The 14,756-nt window shown below is 45.2% G+C and carries 12 protein-coding genes; 10 read left to right on the top strand and 2 right to left on the bottom strand.

Annotated elements, in window-relative coordinates; all coding sequences use genetic code 11:
* The first annotated feature begins 53 nt into the window (after positions 1 to 53).
* Genes JRG66_RS04485 through bglX form a run of 5 tightly spaced genes read left to right on the top strand, consistent with a single transcriptional unit; the run spans position 54 to position 7,771 of the window.
* Positions 54 to 1,397, top strand: coding sequence for a glucoamylase family protein (locus JRG66_RS04485; protein WP_265164560.1), 1,344 nt, complete (start codon positions 54 to 56; stop codon positions 1,395 to 1,397).
* A 27-nt stretch (positions 1,398 to 1,424) separates the two neighbouring features.
* Complete coding sequence (locus tag JRG66_RS04480) at positions 1,425 to 2,801, top strand: glucoamylase family protein (RefSeq protein WP_265164558.1); 1,377 nt, start codon at positions 1,425 to 1,427, stop codon at positions 2,799 to 2,801.
* A gap of 51 nt (positions 2,802 to 2,852) precedes the next feature.
* Complete coding sequence (locus JRG66_RS04475) at positions 2,853 to 3,656, top strand: carboxylesterase family protein (RefSeq protein WP_265164557.1); 804 nt, start codon at positions 2,853 to 2,855, stop codon at positions 3,654 to 3,656.
* A 4-nt stretch (positions 3,657 to 3,660) separates the two neighbouring features.
* Positions 3,661 to 5,466: a family 43 glycosylhydrolase gene (locus JRG66_RS04470; RefSeq protein ID WP_265164556.1), complete on the top strand. Its 1,806-nt coding sequence runs from the start codon at positions 3,661 to 3,663 to the stop codon at positions 5,464 to 5,466.
* 34 nt (positions 5,467 to 5,500) lie between these two features.
* A complete protein-coding gene (bglX, locus tag JRG66_RS04465) occupies positions 5,501 to 7,771 on the top strand; it encodes a beta-glucosidase BglX (RefSeq protein WP_265164555.1) in 2,271 nt (756 codons plus the stop codon).
* A gap of 202 nt (positions 7,772 to 7,973) precedes the next feature.
* On the opposite strand, the gene JRG66_RS04460 is transcribed toward bglX, so the two are convergent.
* Both JRG66_RS04460 and JRG66_RS04455 read right to left on the bottom strand, forming a co-directional pair.
* Positions 7,974 to 10,568, bottom strand: a complete 2,595-nt coding sequence (locus JRG66_RS04460; RefSeq protein WP_265164554.1) for a glycoside hydrolase family 2 TIM barrel-domain containing protein — start codon at positions 10,566 to 10,568, stop codon at positions 7,974 to 7,976.
* A 19-nt stretch (positions 10,569 to 10,587) separates the two neighbouring features.
* Positions 10,588 to 11,487, bottom strand: coding sequence for an alpha/beta hydrolase (locus JRG66_RS04455; RefSeq protein WP_265164552.1), 900 nt, complete (start codon positions 11,485 to 11,487; stop codon positions 10,588 to 10,590).
* 208 nt (positions 11,488 to 11,695) lie between these two features.
* Here JRG66_RS04455 and JRG66_RS04450 point away from each other — a divergent pair, with 208 nt between their 5' ends.
* The 5 genes from JRG66_RS04450 to JRG66_RS04430 all read left to right on the top strand — a co-directional run bounded on the left by JRG66_RS04450 (position 11,696) and on the right by JRG66_RS04430 (position 14,629).
* The gene (locus JRG66_RS04450) at positions 11,696 to 12,265 is read left to right on the top strand and encodes an RNA polymerase sigma factor (RefSeq protein WP_265164551.1); all 570 of its coding nucleotides are present in this window, start codon (positions 11,696 to 11,698) and stop codon (positions 12,263 to 12,265) included.
* A complete protein-coding gene (locus JRG66_RS04445; protein ID WP_265164550.1) occupies positions 12,246 to 12,959 on the top strand; it encodes a hypothetical protein in 714 nt (237 codons plus the stop codon). Before JRG66_RS04450 ends, JRG66_RS04445 begins: the two co-directional genes overlap by 20 nt.
* Positions 12,960 to 13,023: 64 nt before the next feature.
* A complete protein-coding gene (locus JRG66_RS04440) occupies positions 13,024 to 14,052 on the top strand; it encodes a hypothetical protein (protein ID WP_265164549.1) in 1,029 nt (342 codons plus the stop codon).
* A gap of 110 nt (positions 14,053 to 14,162) precedes the next feature.
* Entirely contained in the window at positions 14,163 to 14,360 is a 198-nt protein-coding gene (locus JRG66_RS04435) for a hypothetical protein (RefSeq protein ID WP_265164548.1), read from the top strand.
* The gene (locus tag JRG66_RS04430; protein ID WP_265164547.1) at positions 14,360 to 14,629 is read left to right on the top strand and encodes a type II toxin-antitoxin system RelE family toxin; all 270 of its coding nucleotides are present in this window, start codon (positions 14,360 to 14,362) and stop codon (positions 14,627 to 14,629) included. Before JRG66_RS04435 ends, JRG66_RS04430 begins: the two co-directional genes overlap by 1 nt.
* Positions 14,630 to 14,756: the final 127 nt, after the last annotated feature.

The following is a 14,756-nucleotide window of genomic DNA, read 5'->3' as shown; positions in this document are numbered from 1 at the left end:
AAAAATGGCATTTTTGAGGAGTGTTTTTCTAAAATTTTCCAAACCCCTACTAAATGAAAAGTCTTCTAAAATACTTTTCCCTGCTGAATATTGTCGTGCTTTTCCTTGCCTGTTCAGATGATTCGGGCCCGGGATATCAGGAACCCTACATTCCTGACCCTGGTAATGGCGAAGAACCGGTGCCACAATTGACCGATGAAGAACTGCTGGACCTGGTACAGGAGCGCACTTTCAACTATTTCTGGGATTTTGCCGAACCCAACAGCGGCATGGCCCGCGAAAGGTCTCAAAATGATGCCTATGGCGGCGATGCGCCGCATATAGTCACCACCGGGGGCACAGGTTTTGGTCTGGCATCATTTCCTACGGCGGTAGAACGCGGCTGGATTAGTGAAGCTGAAGCTTTAAGCAGGTTAGACAAAATTTTGAGTTTCCTGGAGGAAGTGCCAACCTATCACGGGGCGTTTTCTCACTGGTACATGGGGAATACTGCTAAGACAAGACCTTTTAGCAATTTGGATAACGGCGGTGATCTTGTGGAAACCGCATTTTTGATGCAGGGCCTGTTGATCAACCGTGAATATTTCGACGATGCCCAAATTGATGAGCGAATTACCACTTTATGGGAAAATGTAGAGTGGGACTGGTACACTAACGGGCAGAATGTGCTTTACTGGCACTGGTCGCCTTCTTATAAATTTGAGATTGGCCTTCCCGTTAAAGGCTGGAACGAATCCCTGATTGTTTATGTACTGGCCGCTTCTTCGCCCACGCACCCAATTTCTGCGGAAGTTTACACTAATGGCTGGGCTTCAAACGGAGGGATCGTTACCAACAGGAACCATTACGGCTTAAACCTGCCGCTGGGGCCATCTTACGGCGGACCGCTATTTTTCAGCCATTATTCCTTCATTGGTTTAGATCCGCGTAACCTGGAAGATCAGTACGCCAATTACTGGCAGCAAAATACCAGTCATACCCTTATTAATTATGAATACGCGGTTCGCAATCCGAAGAATTTTGAAGGCTATGGCGAGAATTCCTGGGGCCTTACAGCTTCCGATAATCACCAGGGCTACGCCGCGCACAGCCCAACAAACGATTTAGGAGTCATTACGCCAACCGCGGCTTTGTCCTCCTTTCCCTACACACCGGAAAAATCTATGGCTGCGCTGCGGCATTTTTATGAAGATTTAAATGATGAACTCTGGGGTGAATATGGATTTTATGATGCTTTTTCTGAAGAACACAACTGGTTTTCTAACGGCTACCTGGCCATAGATCAGGGGCCTATAGTAGCCATGATCGAGAATTACCGCACCGGGCTTCCGTGGAGGCTTTTTATGGCGAATGAAGAAATTCAGGCAGGGCTTGATAAACTCGGCTTTACCTATTGAATTCAGATGAATAAAAAATACAATTAGATGTTTAAAAAATATTCTTTACTGGCTTTTTTATTAGTCCTCACCAGTGTTGGCTGTAAAGAAGGCAGGACAAAGGAGCAGGAGCTTTCGGCTGATAAATCTCAGCAAAAAAATCTTTCAAAAGAGGCACTTTTGGATACCGTGCAAAAGCAAACCCTTAAATACTTCTGGGACTATGCCGAACCCAACAGCGGCATGGCCCGGGAGCGCTTCCACCCCGATGGCAATTACCCGCGCAATGATTCGCATGTGGTCACTACCGGCGGCTCAGGCTTTGGGCTCATGGCCATAGTGGCAGGAATGGAAAGAAATTTCATCCCCCGGGATTCTGCCGTTGCCCGATTAAACAAGATTGCCGATTTTCTTGACAAAACTCCGAGGTTCCATGGCGCATGGCCGCATTGGATCAACGGGGAGACCGGCGACACCCAGGCCTTCGGGAAAAAAGATAATGGCGGCGATATTGTGGAAACTTCCTTTCTCGCGCAGGGATTTATTGTGGTAAGGGAGTATCTCAAAAATGGCACTGAAGCAGAACAGGCTGTTGCCAAAAAGTACAACGACCTCTGGAAAGGCATCGAATGGAACTGGTACACCAATAACAAGAACGGGATCTACTGGCACTGGTCGCCTGTTTACGAATGGGAGATGGATTTTATGATAGAAGGTTATAACGAATGTTTGATCACCTATATCATGGCGGCTTCGTCACCAGGCCACGCTATTGAACCTGCAGCCTATCACGAGGGTTGGGCCAGGGGCGGTGACATTGTTTCTGATGAAGAAGCTTACGGCCTACCGCTTATCCTGAAGCACAACACTTCCGGAAGCAGGGGCGGGCCACTTTTTTGGGCGCATTATTCCTACCTGGGGTTAAATCCGAAGGGATTAAGCGACAGGTACGCCAACTACTGGGATGTGAACGTGAACCACAGCCTCATCAATTATGAATATGCCCTGGAAAATCCGAAAGATTTTGAAACGTACGGCAAAAATTCCTGGGGCCTTACCGCCAGCTACACCCGAAATGAAGACAATGGCGTAGGCTATGCTGCACACTCTCCCGATGATGACCGTGGCGTGGTTTCGCCAACTGCGGCCATAAGCTCTATCCCTTACACTCCAGAGAAATCTTTGGATGCCATGAGGTATTTTTATGAAGATCAACATGAGTTGTTGTGGGGGCCGGCAGGCTTTTATGATGCCTACAGCCTCGAGGGTGAAGACTGGGTGGCACCTTATTACCTTGCAATAGACCAGGGGCCGCAGGTGGTCATGATTGAGAATTACCGTTCCGGATTGATTTGGGATCTGTTCATGCAGGCTCCCGAAATTCAGGAAGGATTGAAAAAACTGGATTTTACCATCCAAAAATGACATTTTTAGAATAATTTTTCTTAAAATCTGTCAGCTTTAAATTTTACAATTATGAAAAATAACATTTCCCTTAATTTTCTTCTGTTTGCAGGCTTTTTCATGCTTATTTCAGCTTCAGGAATGGCCCAGGAGCGGTCAGAGTTTCAAAAAAAGCAGTTTATTCAGCAAAACGACACTTTAAACTATCGCATTCTCTTTCCGAAGAACTTTTCCGAAGAAAAAGAGTATCCGTTAGTGCTTTTTTTACACGGCGCGGGGGAAAGGGGAAGCGATAATGAAGCCCAACTCGTGCACGGGAGCGATTTGTTCCTGAAAGAGGCGAACCGGGAAGATTTTCCGGCTGTGGTTATTTTTCCACAGGCCCCAAAAGAAGATTATTGGGCAAAAGTGGAGGTTGACCGAGACAAAACCCCTTTAGAATTTAATTTTAAGAATGAAGAGGAGCCTACCAAAGCCCTACATTTGGTGATGGCTCTTCTGAATTCTGTTATTTCGGAAGATTATATCAATAAAGACAAAATTTATGTGGGCGGACTTTCAATGGGGGGAATGGGTACTTACGAGATCCTTTCCAGAATGCCCAAAACCTTTGCCGCGGCTTTCGCCATTTGTGGCGGCGCAGATCCCGGCATAGTTCGAAAATATCCTGAAGGATTTAATATCTGGATTTTTCACGGCGAACAGGACAACGTGGTTCCTGCCGAACTTTCCAAAACCATGGCTCGCGAGATCAACACTGCCGGCGGTAATGCAAAATTGTCCCTTTATCCAAACGATAACCACAACAGCTGGGATTCAGCTTTTTCTGAACCCTATCTCCTGCCGTGGTTATTCTCTCATCAAAAAAAGGATTAGATAAATGAAGGCCTTAAATCACATTATCACAGCAGTAGCGGTATTCTTCAGCTTCTTTGCGCACTCGCAGGAAGTTGTGCCCAAGACCTATATCAATCCGCTGGATATCGACTATTCCTACATGGTTTATAATTCCAGCAAGAATATTTCCTACCGTTCGGGTGCAGACCCTGCGGTGATTGAATTCCGTGGGGAATACTACATGTTTGTCACCCGTTCTTTTGGCTACTGGCATTCAAAAGACCTGGTCAATTGGGAATTCATTAAACCTAAACAGTGGTTCTTTGAAGGTTCTAATGCACCAACTGCTTTCAATTACAAAGATTCGCTGGTGTATTTCGCCGGAGACCCTGCGGGTTATGGTAGTATTTTATACACCGATGACCCCAAAAGCGGGGAATGGACGCCCACGGCTTCCATCACCAGCAACATCCAGGATTCCGAATTGTTCATAGATGACGACGGCAAGGCCTATCTTTACTGGGGTTCTTCAAATGTGTACCCGCTTAAGGTGAAGATGTTGAACAAAGATGATCGTTTTCTGGAAACCGGCGTGGAAAAGGAATTGATCAACCTGGTGGAAGAAGAGCATGGCTGGGAACGCTTTGGAGAAAATAATTTTCATCCTACTTTAAAAGAAGGATATATGGAAGGAGCTTCCATGACAAAGCACAACGGCAAATATTACCTGCAATATGCTGCGCCGGGCACTCAATTTAATGTATATGCCGATGCAGCTTACGTGGGTGAAACCCCACTGGGTCCCTTCAATTACATGAAGAATAACCCCTACAGTTTTAAGCCTGGTGGTTTCGCCAATGGTGCCGGTCACGGTATTACTGTGAAACAAACTAATGGGCAGTACTGGCATTTTGCCACAATGGCACTGGCGTCAAATTCTCACTGGGAGCGGCGGCTGGCTATGTGGCCAACCTATTTTGATGATGAAGGCCTGATGTATACCAACACCAGCTATGGAGATTATCCGCTGCACGCACCCGGCCATCCTACCAAAGCAGGCCTGCATACCGGCTGGATGCTGCTGTCTTATAAAGGAAAAGCTACAGTTTCTTCCACACAAAAGCAGATCCGGAAAAGTACTTCTACCGATGGCGATTACGACATCACTGAAATGCCGCTCGAAAAGAACAGCGACGGAGAGATCATCTCTAAAGTACTTACAGACGAAAGCCCTAAATCTTTCTGGGTTGCCGAAGCTAATGATGATCAACAATGGGTGGAAATAGAAATGCTTTCCCCCGGAAATATTTACGCTTTTCAGCTGAATTTTCACGATGAAGACTCTGGCATTTATACCCGCACCGAAGGTTTACGTCACAGGTTTACGCTGAAGGTTTCAGAAAATGGCAAAGACTGGAAAACCGTGGTAGACAGGAGCAACAGCTATATAGATGCACCAAATGCTTACCTGCCGCTGAATGAGCCTGTAAAAGCAAAATACGTGCGCTATAACAATCTGCAAGTTCCGGGGAAGAACCTTGCCTTGTCAGAAATCAGGGTGTTTGGAAAAGGATTGGGTAAGAAACCGGCAAAAGTAAAAGGTTTTACCATAAACCGCCAGGAAGACCGAAGAGATGCTGCCTTTAAGTGGGAACCGGTGAAAGGAGCCCAGGGTTACAACATCCGCTGGGGAATAGCACCCGATAAGCTATACCAGTCGTGGCTCATCTACGGTGAAAACGAACATTTTATGCGGAACCTCGATAAGGGAACTACCTATTACTTCAGCATAGAAGCATTTAATGAAAATGGCATTTCAGAAAAAACTGAGATCCGGGAAGTAAAATAAGAACAGGCAATTATAATTTTTAAAGGATACAAGAATGAGAAAATTTAATCTTTCAGTCGCATTTCTGTTATTTATGGGGCTTTCATATCTCCAGGCACAGGAAAGAATCCCGCAGGTGGAAGCCCTGCTGGAGAAAATGACTTTAGAGGAAAAAATAGGGCAGCTCAACCTGCTCACTCCCGGTGGCGGGATAGCCACAGGATCTGTAGTGAGTGAAGATGTGGAGGCCAAGATTAAAGCCGGTCAGGTGGGTGGTGTTTTTGGGGTATCTAGCCCCGAGAGGGTGCGCCAGGCCCAGGAGCTGGCTGTGAAGAACTCCCGCCTGGGAATTCCGCTGCTTATCGGGTCCGATGTTATTCATGGTTACAAAACCACTTTTCCTACTCCGCTGGGGCTTTCTTCCAGCTGGGATATGGAGTTGATCAAAGAAACTGCTAAAGTGGCGGCCAAAGAAGCTACTGCTGATGGGATCAACTGGAACTTTTCCCCTATGGTAGATATTTCCCGCGATCCAAGATGGGGCCGTGTAGCCGAAGGTGCCGGGGAAGATGCATATTTGGGCTCTCAGATTGCGATTGCTATGGTAGAAGGTTACCAGCAGGATGATCTTACACAGCCTCAAACCATGATGGCAACGGTGAAGCACCTTGCGCTTTATGGTGCTCCCGAAGGGGGGCGCGATTACAACCGCGTAGACATGAGCCGCACCAAGATGTTCAATGAATACCTGCCGCCTTACAAAGCTGCTGTAGACGCCGGTGTGGGAAGTGTGATGACTTCTTTTAACGATATAGATGGTGTGCCTGCAAGCGGGAACAAATGGCTGCTTACCGACCTGCTTCGAGAAAGATGGGGCTTTGACGGATTTGTAGTTTCCGATTACACTTCGGTAAATGAGATGATCGCCCACGGAATGGGAGACCTGCAGGATGTATCGGCAATGGCTTTAAAAGCAGGTTTGGATATGGACATGGTAGGCGAAGGATTCCTCACCACGCTGAAAAAATCTGTGGAAGAAGGAAGGGTTTCCGAAGGAGAGATCACTACTGCCGCCCGTCGTATACTTGAAGCCAAGCATAAATTAGGTTTACTTGATGATCCTTACAGATATTCTGATATAAGCAGGCCCGAAAAAGATATCCTAACGGCAGAGAACAGGCAGCTGGCACGTGAAGCAGCAGCCCAGTCATTTGTTTTGCTGAAGGATCACAACCAGGTGCTTCCGGTGTCAAAAAAGGCAAAAATCGCACTCATTGGTCCGTTGGCAGATGATCAATCAAATATGCTGGGAACCTGGGCGCCAACCGGAGACTTCAAACTTTCGGTTCCCGTACTTGAAGGTTTCAAAAATGTAGCCCCAAAGGCAAAGATCACTTATGCTAAAGGTGCGAACATCACTAACGATACAGCTTATGCGAAAAAAGTAAATGTATTTGGCCCCAAAGTAGAAATTTCTGATCGCTCTCCCGAAAAATTGCTTCAGGAAGCCTTAAAAGTTGCCAAAGCAGCCGATGTTGTTGTGGCTGTGGTGGGGGAAGCCAGTGAAATGAGCGGGGAAGCGGCCAGCCGTACCAATATTCAGATTCCGGAGAGCCAAAAAAGGCTTATCAGGGAACTCGTTGCCACCGGCAAGCCTGTTGCCCTTGTGCTTATGAGCGGTCGCCCCCTTGATATTTCCGAAGAAATGGACATGCCCCTAAGCATCCTGCAGGTTTGGCACCCGGGTGTGGAAGCCGGAAATGCCATTGCCGATGTGGTTTTTGGCGACGTAAACCCTTCAGGAAAACTAACAATGAGCTGGCCGAGAAACGTAGGACAAATCCCCGTGTACTACGGCGAAAGAACTACCGGAAGGCCTGCTGCTTCAGAAGAATTTGAGAAGTTCAAATCGAATTACCTCGATGTGGTTAATTCCCCGCTCCTGCCGTTTGGTTACGGGTTGAGCTACACCAGTTTTGAGTACGGGAACAGCAAAGCCAGCAGCGAAACTTTGCGTCCAGACGAAGAGATTATCATTAGCACCACCGTGACCAACACCGGGAAAAAAGCCGGAAAGGAAGTTGTACAGCTTTACATTCACGACAAAGTGAGAAGCCTTACCCCTCCAAAAAAGCAACTTATCGCTTTCAAAAAGATCGAGCTGAAACCGGGAGAATCAATGACTGTTGAATTTCCGGTTACTGTAGACGATCTCAGGTTTTACAACGGGTCTTTGGAATATGTGTATGAGCCGGGGGAATTTGATTTCTTTGTGGCTGGTAGCTCTGATAGTGATTTTGACGGCACATTTACCGTGGTAGAATAATACAATGAATTGAATTTATAAGCCCTGTTACTGCGGAAGCGGTACAGGGCTTTATTTTTTAGTGGCAATCCGGGCAGGCTATTTTAAAGCCAGTTTAAACTGAAGCTTTAAAAAACAGTAAATAAAAGTAGCTTAGCTTCCAAAAAGGGGATTTAAAATGCCATTTTTGGAAGTTGATTTTAAAGTTGGTACAAGCATTACATTATAATTTTTCCAGTTTAATTCCTGAAAGCAGCGATCTGCCTGCATTTTCAGAAAATTCTACGCTAATACCTCTTTCTGTCTTCACCCTATAAGAAATTTCTACGGCGCGAATTCGGCCGTAATCGCGTGCCAGGTTAAGGTCTTCAGAAACAATTTTCCCGTTAATTTTCACATCAAAACTCCGCACTCTTTCCGGTTTCTTTTCTTCGGAAGTGTTGAGGTTGTAAATGTTCTCTTCGGAAGCATTGAACTCGGGTTCTGCAAACAATAAGGTGACTCTGTAAGTGCCTGCTTCCACATCAAATTTATAAGCTTCGATGCCTTCGCGCATGGTTTGGAACAGCGGATCATTCCCGGTTCCCTGGATATCTGAAGCCGTGCCCTGGAACTTGGAAGCCGATTTCTGGTATACCTCGCCGCCCACATAACCAAAGCCGCCCGGTTCATACTGCTGGTCGCTGATCCAGATTTCTTTTGTTACGGGATCTTCGTAATTCACATGTGTACCCACATTGATGGACAAATCCGGCCTGTCGAGGTTTTTCAGAAGGTCTTTTCTGGGGAGCACGTGGATGGTTCTGGAGTGGGAGATGTCGCCGGTGGTGGCGGTGAGCTGGTGGGTTCCTTCGGGAAGCTGCAGTTCAAAAAATGCGATTCCGTCATTTACTTCCGAAGAAATTTTAAGACTGTCATTGATGCTTAGGCTCACCCTTTCAGCATTTGAAAAAACCGGGATGCTAATTGGGTCATTTTTATGCTGCGGAAATTTTTGTTCATAATTCTCCCCGGCTATATAGATCATTGGTTCATCTAACAGTCTCGCCTGGTAGTAATAGTAAATATCCTTCTTGCTGCGGTCAAAATTGAGCAGGCCTTTCTGGTTGATGTAAGGCATGGCGTCCTGCCTGAAGGAGGAACCAAAATCGGCGAAATTCCAGGCGGCCATTCCCACCACAAAGTCACGTGCCAGCACCTGATTGATGTAGCTGCGGTGCAATTTTAACTGGTAGGCTTCACTGTAGTCCCAGGGTTTGGGATCTTCGGTCTGGATGCGCACATCGGCGCCCGGCCCGTATTCCGAAATGATGAGTGGCCGGTTTGGATAGCGTTCGTGCTGCTCATCAAGAAATTTCCCGAAGTTTTCAAGCCCCGGCGAATACCAGCCAAAATAGAGGTTCCAGCCAATCACCTCGGGAATGTCGGCAATTCCCGAGGTATTGTAAAGTTCATTTTCGTGCAGTGCCATCACGCTCAGTCGGTGAGGATCGAGTGCTTTGGTGAACTTTTCAAGCTTTTCGGCCAGGGCTACAGAGGTTTCAATTTTGTCTTCTTTTTCGCTTTCCGTCAACTCGTTGTTGAAAACCAGCCGAATGAAGATCTCGTTCATATAACCCCAGAAGATCACCGATGGATGGTTGAAAAACTGCTGAATCTGTTCCTGCTGCATTTGCAGGGCCACGTTGTGATACTCGTCTGTCGCGGTGACATCGTTGATCACCGGCACTTCAGACCACACGATGAGTCCCAGCTCATCACAGATCCTGTAAACTTCGGGGTCTTGCGGGTAATGAGCAGTACGCACAAAATTCGCCCCCATTTCTTTGATCATCCTGTAATCGCTTTTGTGAATGGAGTTGGGAAGTGCATTTCCCAGTCCTTGTAGATCCTGGTGTCGGTTTGCACCAATAAGTTTAATTGGTTTTCCATTCAGGAAAAAGCCTTTTTCGGGATCGGCTTCAAACCAGCGAAATCCGAATTTAGAACTGAATTCATCCAGCTTTTCTGAAGATTTCCCGTTCGCTAAACTGATCTCAAAACTGTACAGCTGCGGATATTGGGGAGACCAGAGGGCGGGGTTTTCTACTGAGGTTTCAAAAATGACATTTTTTGACTCCTTTGCTTTTAACCGGATTTTTTTAGTCAGTTTTTTTAATTTTTGAGCATTGGGATCAAATATTTCTAAGCTTACAATGGCATTTCTGAAAGCTTCACCGTCATTTACCACTCTGGCTTCTACCTGTACCAGGGCCTTTTCTTCTGAAACTTGGGGCGTGCGAACCAAAATATTGCCCGCAGCAGCATTTTCCAGTTCAAAATGAAGTTTATCGGTGATAATTAATTCGAGATCGCGGTAAATTCCGCCGTAAAAATTGAAATCGGCATCCAGCGGCGGGATATTGGTGTCGTGGCTGTTGTCAACGACTATTTTTAGTTCATTTTCGGAAGCGAACTTCAATTCTTCAGAAATATCAATGACAAATCCGGTATAGCCGCCAATGTGTTTTCCGGCAGAAGTGCCGTTTACAAAAACTTCGGTCACCTGGTTGCTGCCTTCAAACTTCAGGAAAACCTGTTTATTTTGCCATTTTTGAGGGGCAAAGAGGGTTTTTGTGTAGGTTCCTTTTCCGCGGAAATATTCCTTCCCGTCTTTAAATGCGTCTTCGGCATTCCAGGTATGAGGAATATTCACAATTTTTTCAGGCTGAACTTCCGAAGAAAAAATCCAGGCCGAATTAAGGCTTTGCACCTGTCGCTGGGCGATTGCCGTACTGCTTAAAAGAACAAAAAGGAAGAAAGAACAGGTGGTTTTCATGATTAAAGGTTTTTAAATGTTAGCGCCCAACTTCTATCTGGAGCTGCTCTTTGTTGAGGAAAACCCGGTGGAAGAAATCGAAAACCTGATCGAGTTCATTAAAGGGCATCCCCGAATGCTCGTGTTGGCCGCCTTCAAAGCTGTACAACAGGTAGGAGGTGTTGAGGTCCTTCAGTTTTTGGGCGATGGTTTTTGAGCCGTCCAGCATCAGGTAACCTGGCGCACCTGGTTCGCAAAGATGGTGTGGCGCGGTGGCATAGGGCACGAGCTTGTCTTTAGTGCCGTGAAAAAATACGCCGGGAACGGCATTTTTGGCAGTGAGGTAGCGGGCGTCAACAATGGCACCGGCCAGAGAGAAAACCCCGTCGATATCTATATTTTTATATTTACCCGGTTCGCTGAACATGAGCTGGGGGTTGTACACCGCATTTAAAACGGCTTCGGCGCCGGCACTGCTGCCGCCCACAATGATCTGTTCGGGATTGATGCGGTATTTCTCAGCATTTGTTATCAGAAATTGCACGGCATCCATAAAATCTTCAGCAGCTTTTTGAAAGGTTTCTATTTTTCCGGAAGCTTCATAATCACAGCCAAAAGACCGGCCTTTTCGGGTGAGGCGGTAAGAGATTTGAACCGCCACGTAGCCTTTGCGGGCCGCTTGTTGCGAAAATTTCACCAGATCTTCATGTGCACGGGAGCCGCCAGAGAATCCGCCGCCATGCATAAAAACGATCAAAGGCCTTGAGCGGGCAGTATCATTTTTAGGAGTATAAATATCCAGTTTTAAAGCTTCGGCGTCTTTTACGGCATAAGTTTCGGTAAGGGCGGGAGCAACTTCAAAAATGAGGTCTAAAAAACGTTCCTGAGCGGGGCAGAGGCAGTAAATAAAGAGGAAGCAAAAGCTTAAAAAATAGCGCATAAGGTAGGGGTGTTAAAAGCCTCTAAGATAAGTTTTTTTCTTGTTTCTATTGGGCTGAGGCCTGTTAATCTCCACTTGAATTTCCCTTTTTGAGAAGATTTGAATGAAGCTGCCACAGCTTATTTTGAAAAAAATCTAAAGCCTCAGGCAACCTTTTGTAACTTTCACTCGTCTATGTTAATAGAAGGCCTTTTGAAAAGCTAAGCAGGTGAAAGTAATTCAACTCTTTAAAAATGATGCTCTGTTGATAAAACGTGCGGCTGCGGGCAACCGGCAGGCACAGCGAAAGATCTATGAGAAAAATTCGGGGAAGATGTTAAGCATTTGCAGGCAATATGTGAAAGATTTGCATCACGCCGAAGAAGTGATGCTCAACGGCTTTTTTAAGGTCTTCACCCACCTGGAAGATTTTAGGGAGGAAGGCAGTTTTGAAGGCTGGATGCGCAAGATCATGGTGCGGGAGGCAATTTCTTTTCTCAGAACCAATAAGCGCAACATTTTTGCTGAAGACGAGCTGCCCGAAAATGCAGATTTTTCATACTCTTTCACTTCTGAATTTAATGCGGCACACATTCAGGAGGTGATAGACGGTTTGCCCGAGGGTTATAAAATGGTGTTTTTAATGTATGCTGTTGAAGGTTATAAGCACCATGAAATAGCAAAAATGCTGAATATTTCAGAAGGAACTTCTAAATCGCAGCTTTTCAAGGCGCGAAAAATGCTCCAGGAAAAGCTGGCACAGGAAAACAGGACAGAATATGGAACCGGAAAGATTTGAAAAGAACCTAAAAAAGCTGCTCGATGGCAGGGAGATCAGGCCCTCGGCCAGTGGCTGGGAAAAGCTGGAACAGCGGCTGGAGCACAAAAAGAAAAAACGGCCTTACCTGCTGTGGATAAGCGCAGTTGCAGCTGTTGCCACTTTCTTCTTTGTGGTGGAGACCTATTTTAATACCCCATTTACTTCGGAAGAACCACAACTGGTAGAGGAAAAGCCTGCACCACCCGTGCTGGAAGAAAAAACTTTAGAGCCGGAAATGATTCAAATAGCTGCTGCTGAAGAAAACGAAAAAGCAGAAGAGGAAGAGAAAGCTTCAGAAGAAACACCTGTCAAAAATGCCATTTTTGAGGCCCCTGTAGCTATGGTTTCTGAAGCAGAAAGCGAAGTAGCTTCGGGGAATTTTTCCGAAGTAACCGAAGAAAAAAAGCCGCTAAAAGAAATCTATCCTGCCGAAGCTAATGTGGAAGTTGCCGTAAATGAAAACCGTGCTGCAGTGAGTGATAATGAGGTGGAAGCCCTGCTATTGCTGGCAACTGCCGAATTAAAAGCTGATACTGTTTTTACGGTAAATTCTAAAGACCTGCTTTACCAGGTAGAATACGAGCTGGAGCAGTCTTTCAGGCAAAAGGTCTTTGAAGTGGTAAAAGAAGGCATTTCACGAGCTAAAACGGCAGTGGCAAATCGCGATTTTTAATACGAAACAATTCATCAATCAATCAATTAACGGGCTTATTTAAAAGCCTCTAAAAACCAGAACCATGAAAAAAAATATCTTTTTAATGCTCCTCATCTTTTGTTCGGTAGTTGTTAACCCGGCTGTAGCCCAGGAACAAACGAATTCAGAAAAGATCGAACAGCTTGAACAGCAGAAGGAGCAGATCATCGCCGAAGAAAAGCAGGAGCTTAAAAAAGAAGTGGAGGCCATAAACCGGCGTGCCGAAGCAAAAGAAATTGACTGGGAAGAAGCCGAAAAGCTGAAAAGTGAGGCAGCCCGAAAACGCGCAATGAACATTCAAAACCGCGTGGCCATTATCGATAACCAGATCGCTTTACTTACAAGGGAAGAAAGTCGCGATGAATGGTCGTGGGGTGAAGCAGAAGAAATGGAAGACCAGGAGGATGACAACTGGTTTGACAAAAGCCGTTACAGCCGCACTTCTACGCACCTTGTAATGGCGGTGGGTTTCAATAATGCTTTGGCCGACGGGCAGTCGGTCAATGATTCAGATTTTAAAGTAGGGGGCAGCCGTTTCTTTGAAATTGGGATGGCATGGAGGACCCGGGTGTTCGAAAAATCTAATTTTATGAGGTTGAGGTATGGGTTTTCCTTTCAGTTTAACGGCTTAAAACCTACAGATAACCGCTATTTTGTAGAGGATGAGGGAGAGATCGGACTTGAAGAATTTCCGCTGGAACTTGACAAGTCGAAATTCAGAATGGATCACCTGGTTTTCCCGGTACACTTTGAATTTGGCCCTTCAAAGAAAGTGGAATCTCCCCGCAGCGTTTGGTTCTCAACCCGAAATCAATTCAAGATTGGGCTGGGGGGTTACGCAGGGGTGAACCTGGGAGAACGTCAAAAACTGAAGTACGAAGAAGACGGGGAGAAGGTAAAGGAGAAACTGAAAGGTGATTACAACACCAATGACTTTATCTACGGCCTTAGCGGATATGTGGGCCTTGGTGGCACAGCCTTGTATGTGAAGTACGATCTTAATACGATTTTTAAAGATCAGGCTACCGATCTACATAATATTTCTGTGGGATTGAGATTTGATGTGAATTAGTCGTTACTTTCAATAAAATAAAGGATTACTGTATTTATCAGCTCCATACCTGAGAGTAAGAAAGATTCCGTTTTTTATTATCTTTAAAACAAAGAACAATATCACGACAAATGGATACTTTAATTATTAATACAAAGAAATCTGGGAATGCCGAGTTAATTCTTGAACTGGTTAAAAGATTGGGAGAAGAAGGAAAAATCCTTTCTAAGGAAGAGCAGGAAGATTTTCTTTTAGGGCAAATCATGGATACGGAAATAACCGGTAGGGATGTGAGCAAGACTTCAATATTGAAGAAACTCAGGGAATAATGGAATTAGAATTTGATCGCAGTTTTGAAAAAGCACTTGATAAAATTAAGGACAAAAAACTTTTTGAAGCTATTGAATTTTTAATTCTGGAATATGCAGAAGCAACGACTTTAAAAGATCTTAAAAATGTCAGGAAAATTGTTGGCTATTCTAATTACTACAGAGTTAAAATTGGGGATTATAGAATGGGAATACAGTTTCTTAAACCAAACACTATACGCTTTGTGACTGTACTGCACCGCAAGGATATATACAAAAAATTCCCATAATGAATTATTAGAAAAAAATTAGATGTTATAAGGAGGCCATATTTTTACTGGGGTAAATCTGTAAAGGAAATAGAAGGAGGTCTCAAATAGTATAATCTCATTGTGATACGTATTAAATATCCTCATC

The sequence above is a fragment of the Salinimicrobium tongyeongense genome, from assembly GCF_026109735.1.
Taxonomy (GTDB): Bacteria; Bacteroidota; Bacteroidia; order Flavobacteriales; family Flavobacteriaceae; genus Salinimicrobium; species Salinimicrobium tongyeongense.
Note: the sequence above shows the minus strand (reverse complement) of the source record. Positions and strands in the feature narration are given on the sequence as shown.

What these genes read in the sequence shown, in the direction of transcription:
- JRG66_RS04470 (WP_265164556.1), top strand. Translation starts at nt 3,661, where the DNA reads ATGAAGGCCTTAAATCACATTATCACAGCAGTAGCGGTATTCTTCAGC.
- JRG66_RS04445 (WP_265164550.1), top strand. Translation starts at nt 12,246, where the DNA reads ATGGAACCGGAAAGATTTGAAAAGAACCTAAAAAAGCTGCTCGATGGC.
- JRG66_RS04435 (WP_265164548.1), top strand. Translation starts at nt 14,163, where the DNA reads ATGGATACTTTAATTATTAATACAAAGAAATCTGGGAATGCCGAGTTA.
- JRG66_RS04440 (WP_265164549.1), top strand. Translation starts at nt 13,024, where the DNA reads ATGAAAAAAAATATCTTTTTAATGCTCCTCATCTTTTGTTCGGTAGTT.
- JRG66_RS04475 (WP_265164557.1), top strand. Translation starts at nt 2,853, where the DNA reads ATGAAAAATAACATTTCCCTTAATTTTCTTCTGTTTGCAGGCTTTTTC.
- JRG66_RS04480 (WP_265164558.1), top strand. Translation starts at nt 1,425, where the DNA reads ATGTTTAAAAAATATTCTTTACTGGCTTTTTTATTAGTCCTCACCAGT.
- bglX (WP_265164555.1), top strand. Translation starts at nt 5,501, where the DNA reads ATGAGAAAATTTAATCTTTCAGTCGCATTTCTGTTATTTATGGGGCTT.
- JRG66_RS04460 (WP_265164554.1), bottom strand. Translation starts at nt 10,568, where the DNA reads ATGAAAACCACCTGTTCTTTCTTCCTTTTTGTTCTTTTAAGCAGTACG.
- JRG66_RS04455 (WP_265164552.1), bottom strand. Translation starts at nt 11,487, where the DNA reads ATGCGCTATTTTTTAAGCTTTTGCTTCCTCTTTATTTACTGCCTCTGC.
- JRG66_RS04430 (WP_265164547.1), top strand. Translation starts at nt 14,360, where the DNA reads ATGGAATTAGAATTTGATCGCAGTTTTGAAAAAGCACTTGATAAAATT.
- JRG66_RS04485 (WP_265164560.1), top strand. Translation starts at nt 54, where the DNA reads ATGAAAAGTCTTCTAAAATACTTTTCCCTGCTGAATATTGTCGTGCTT.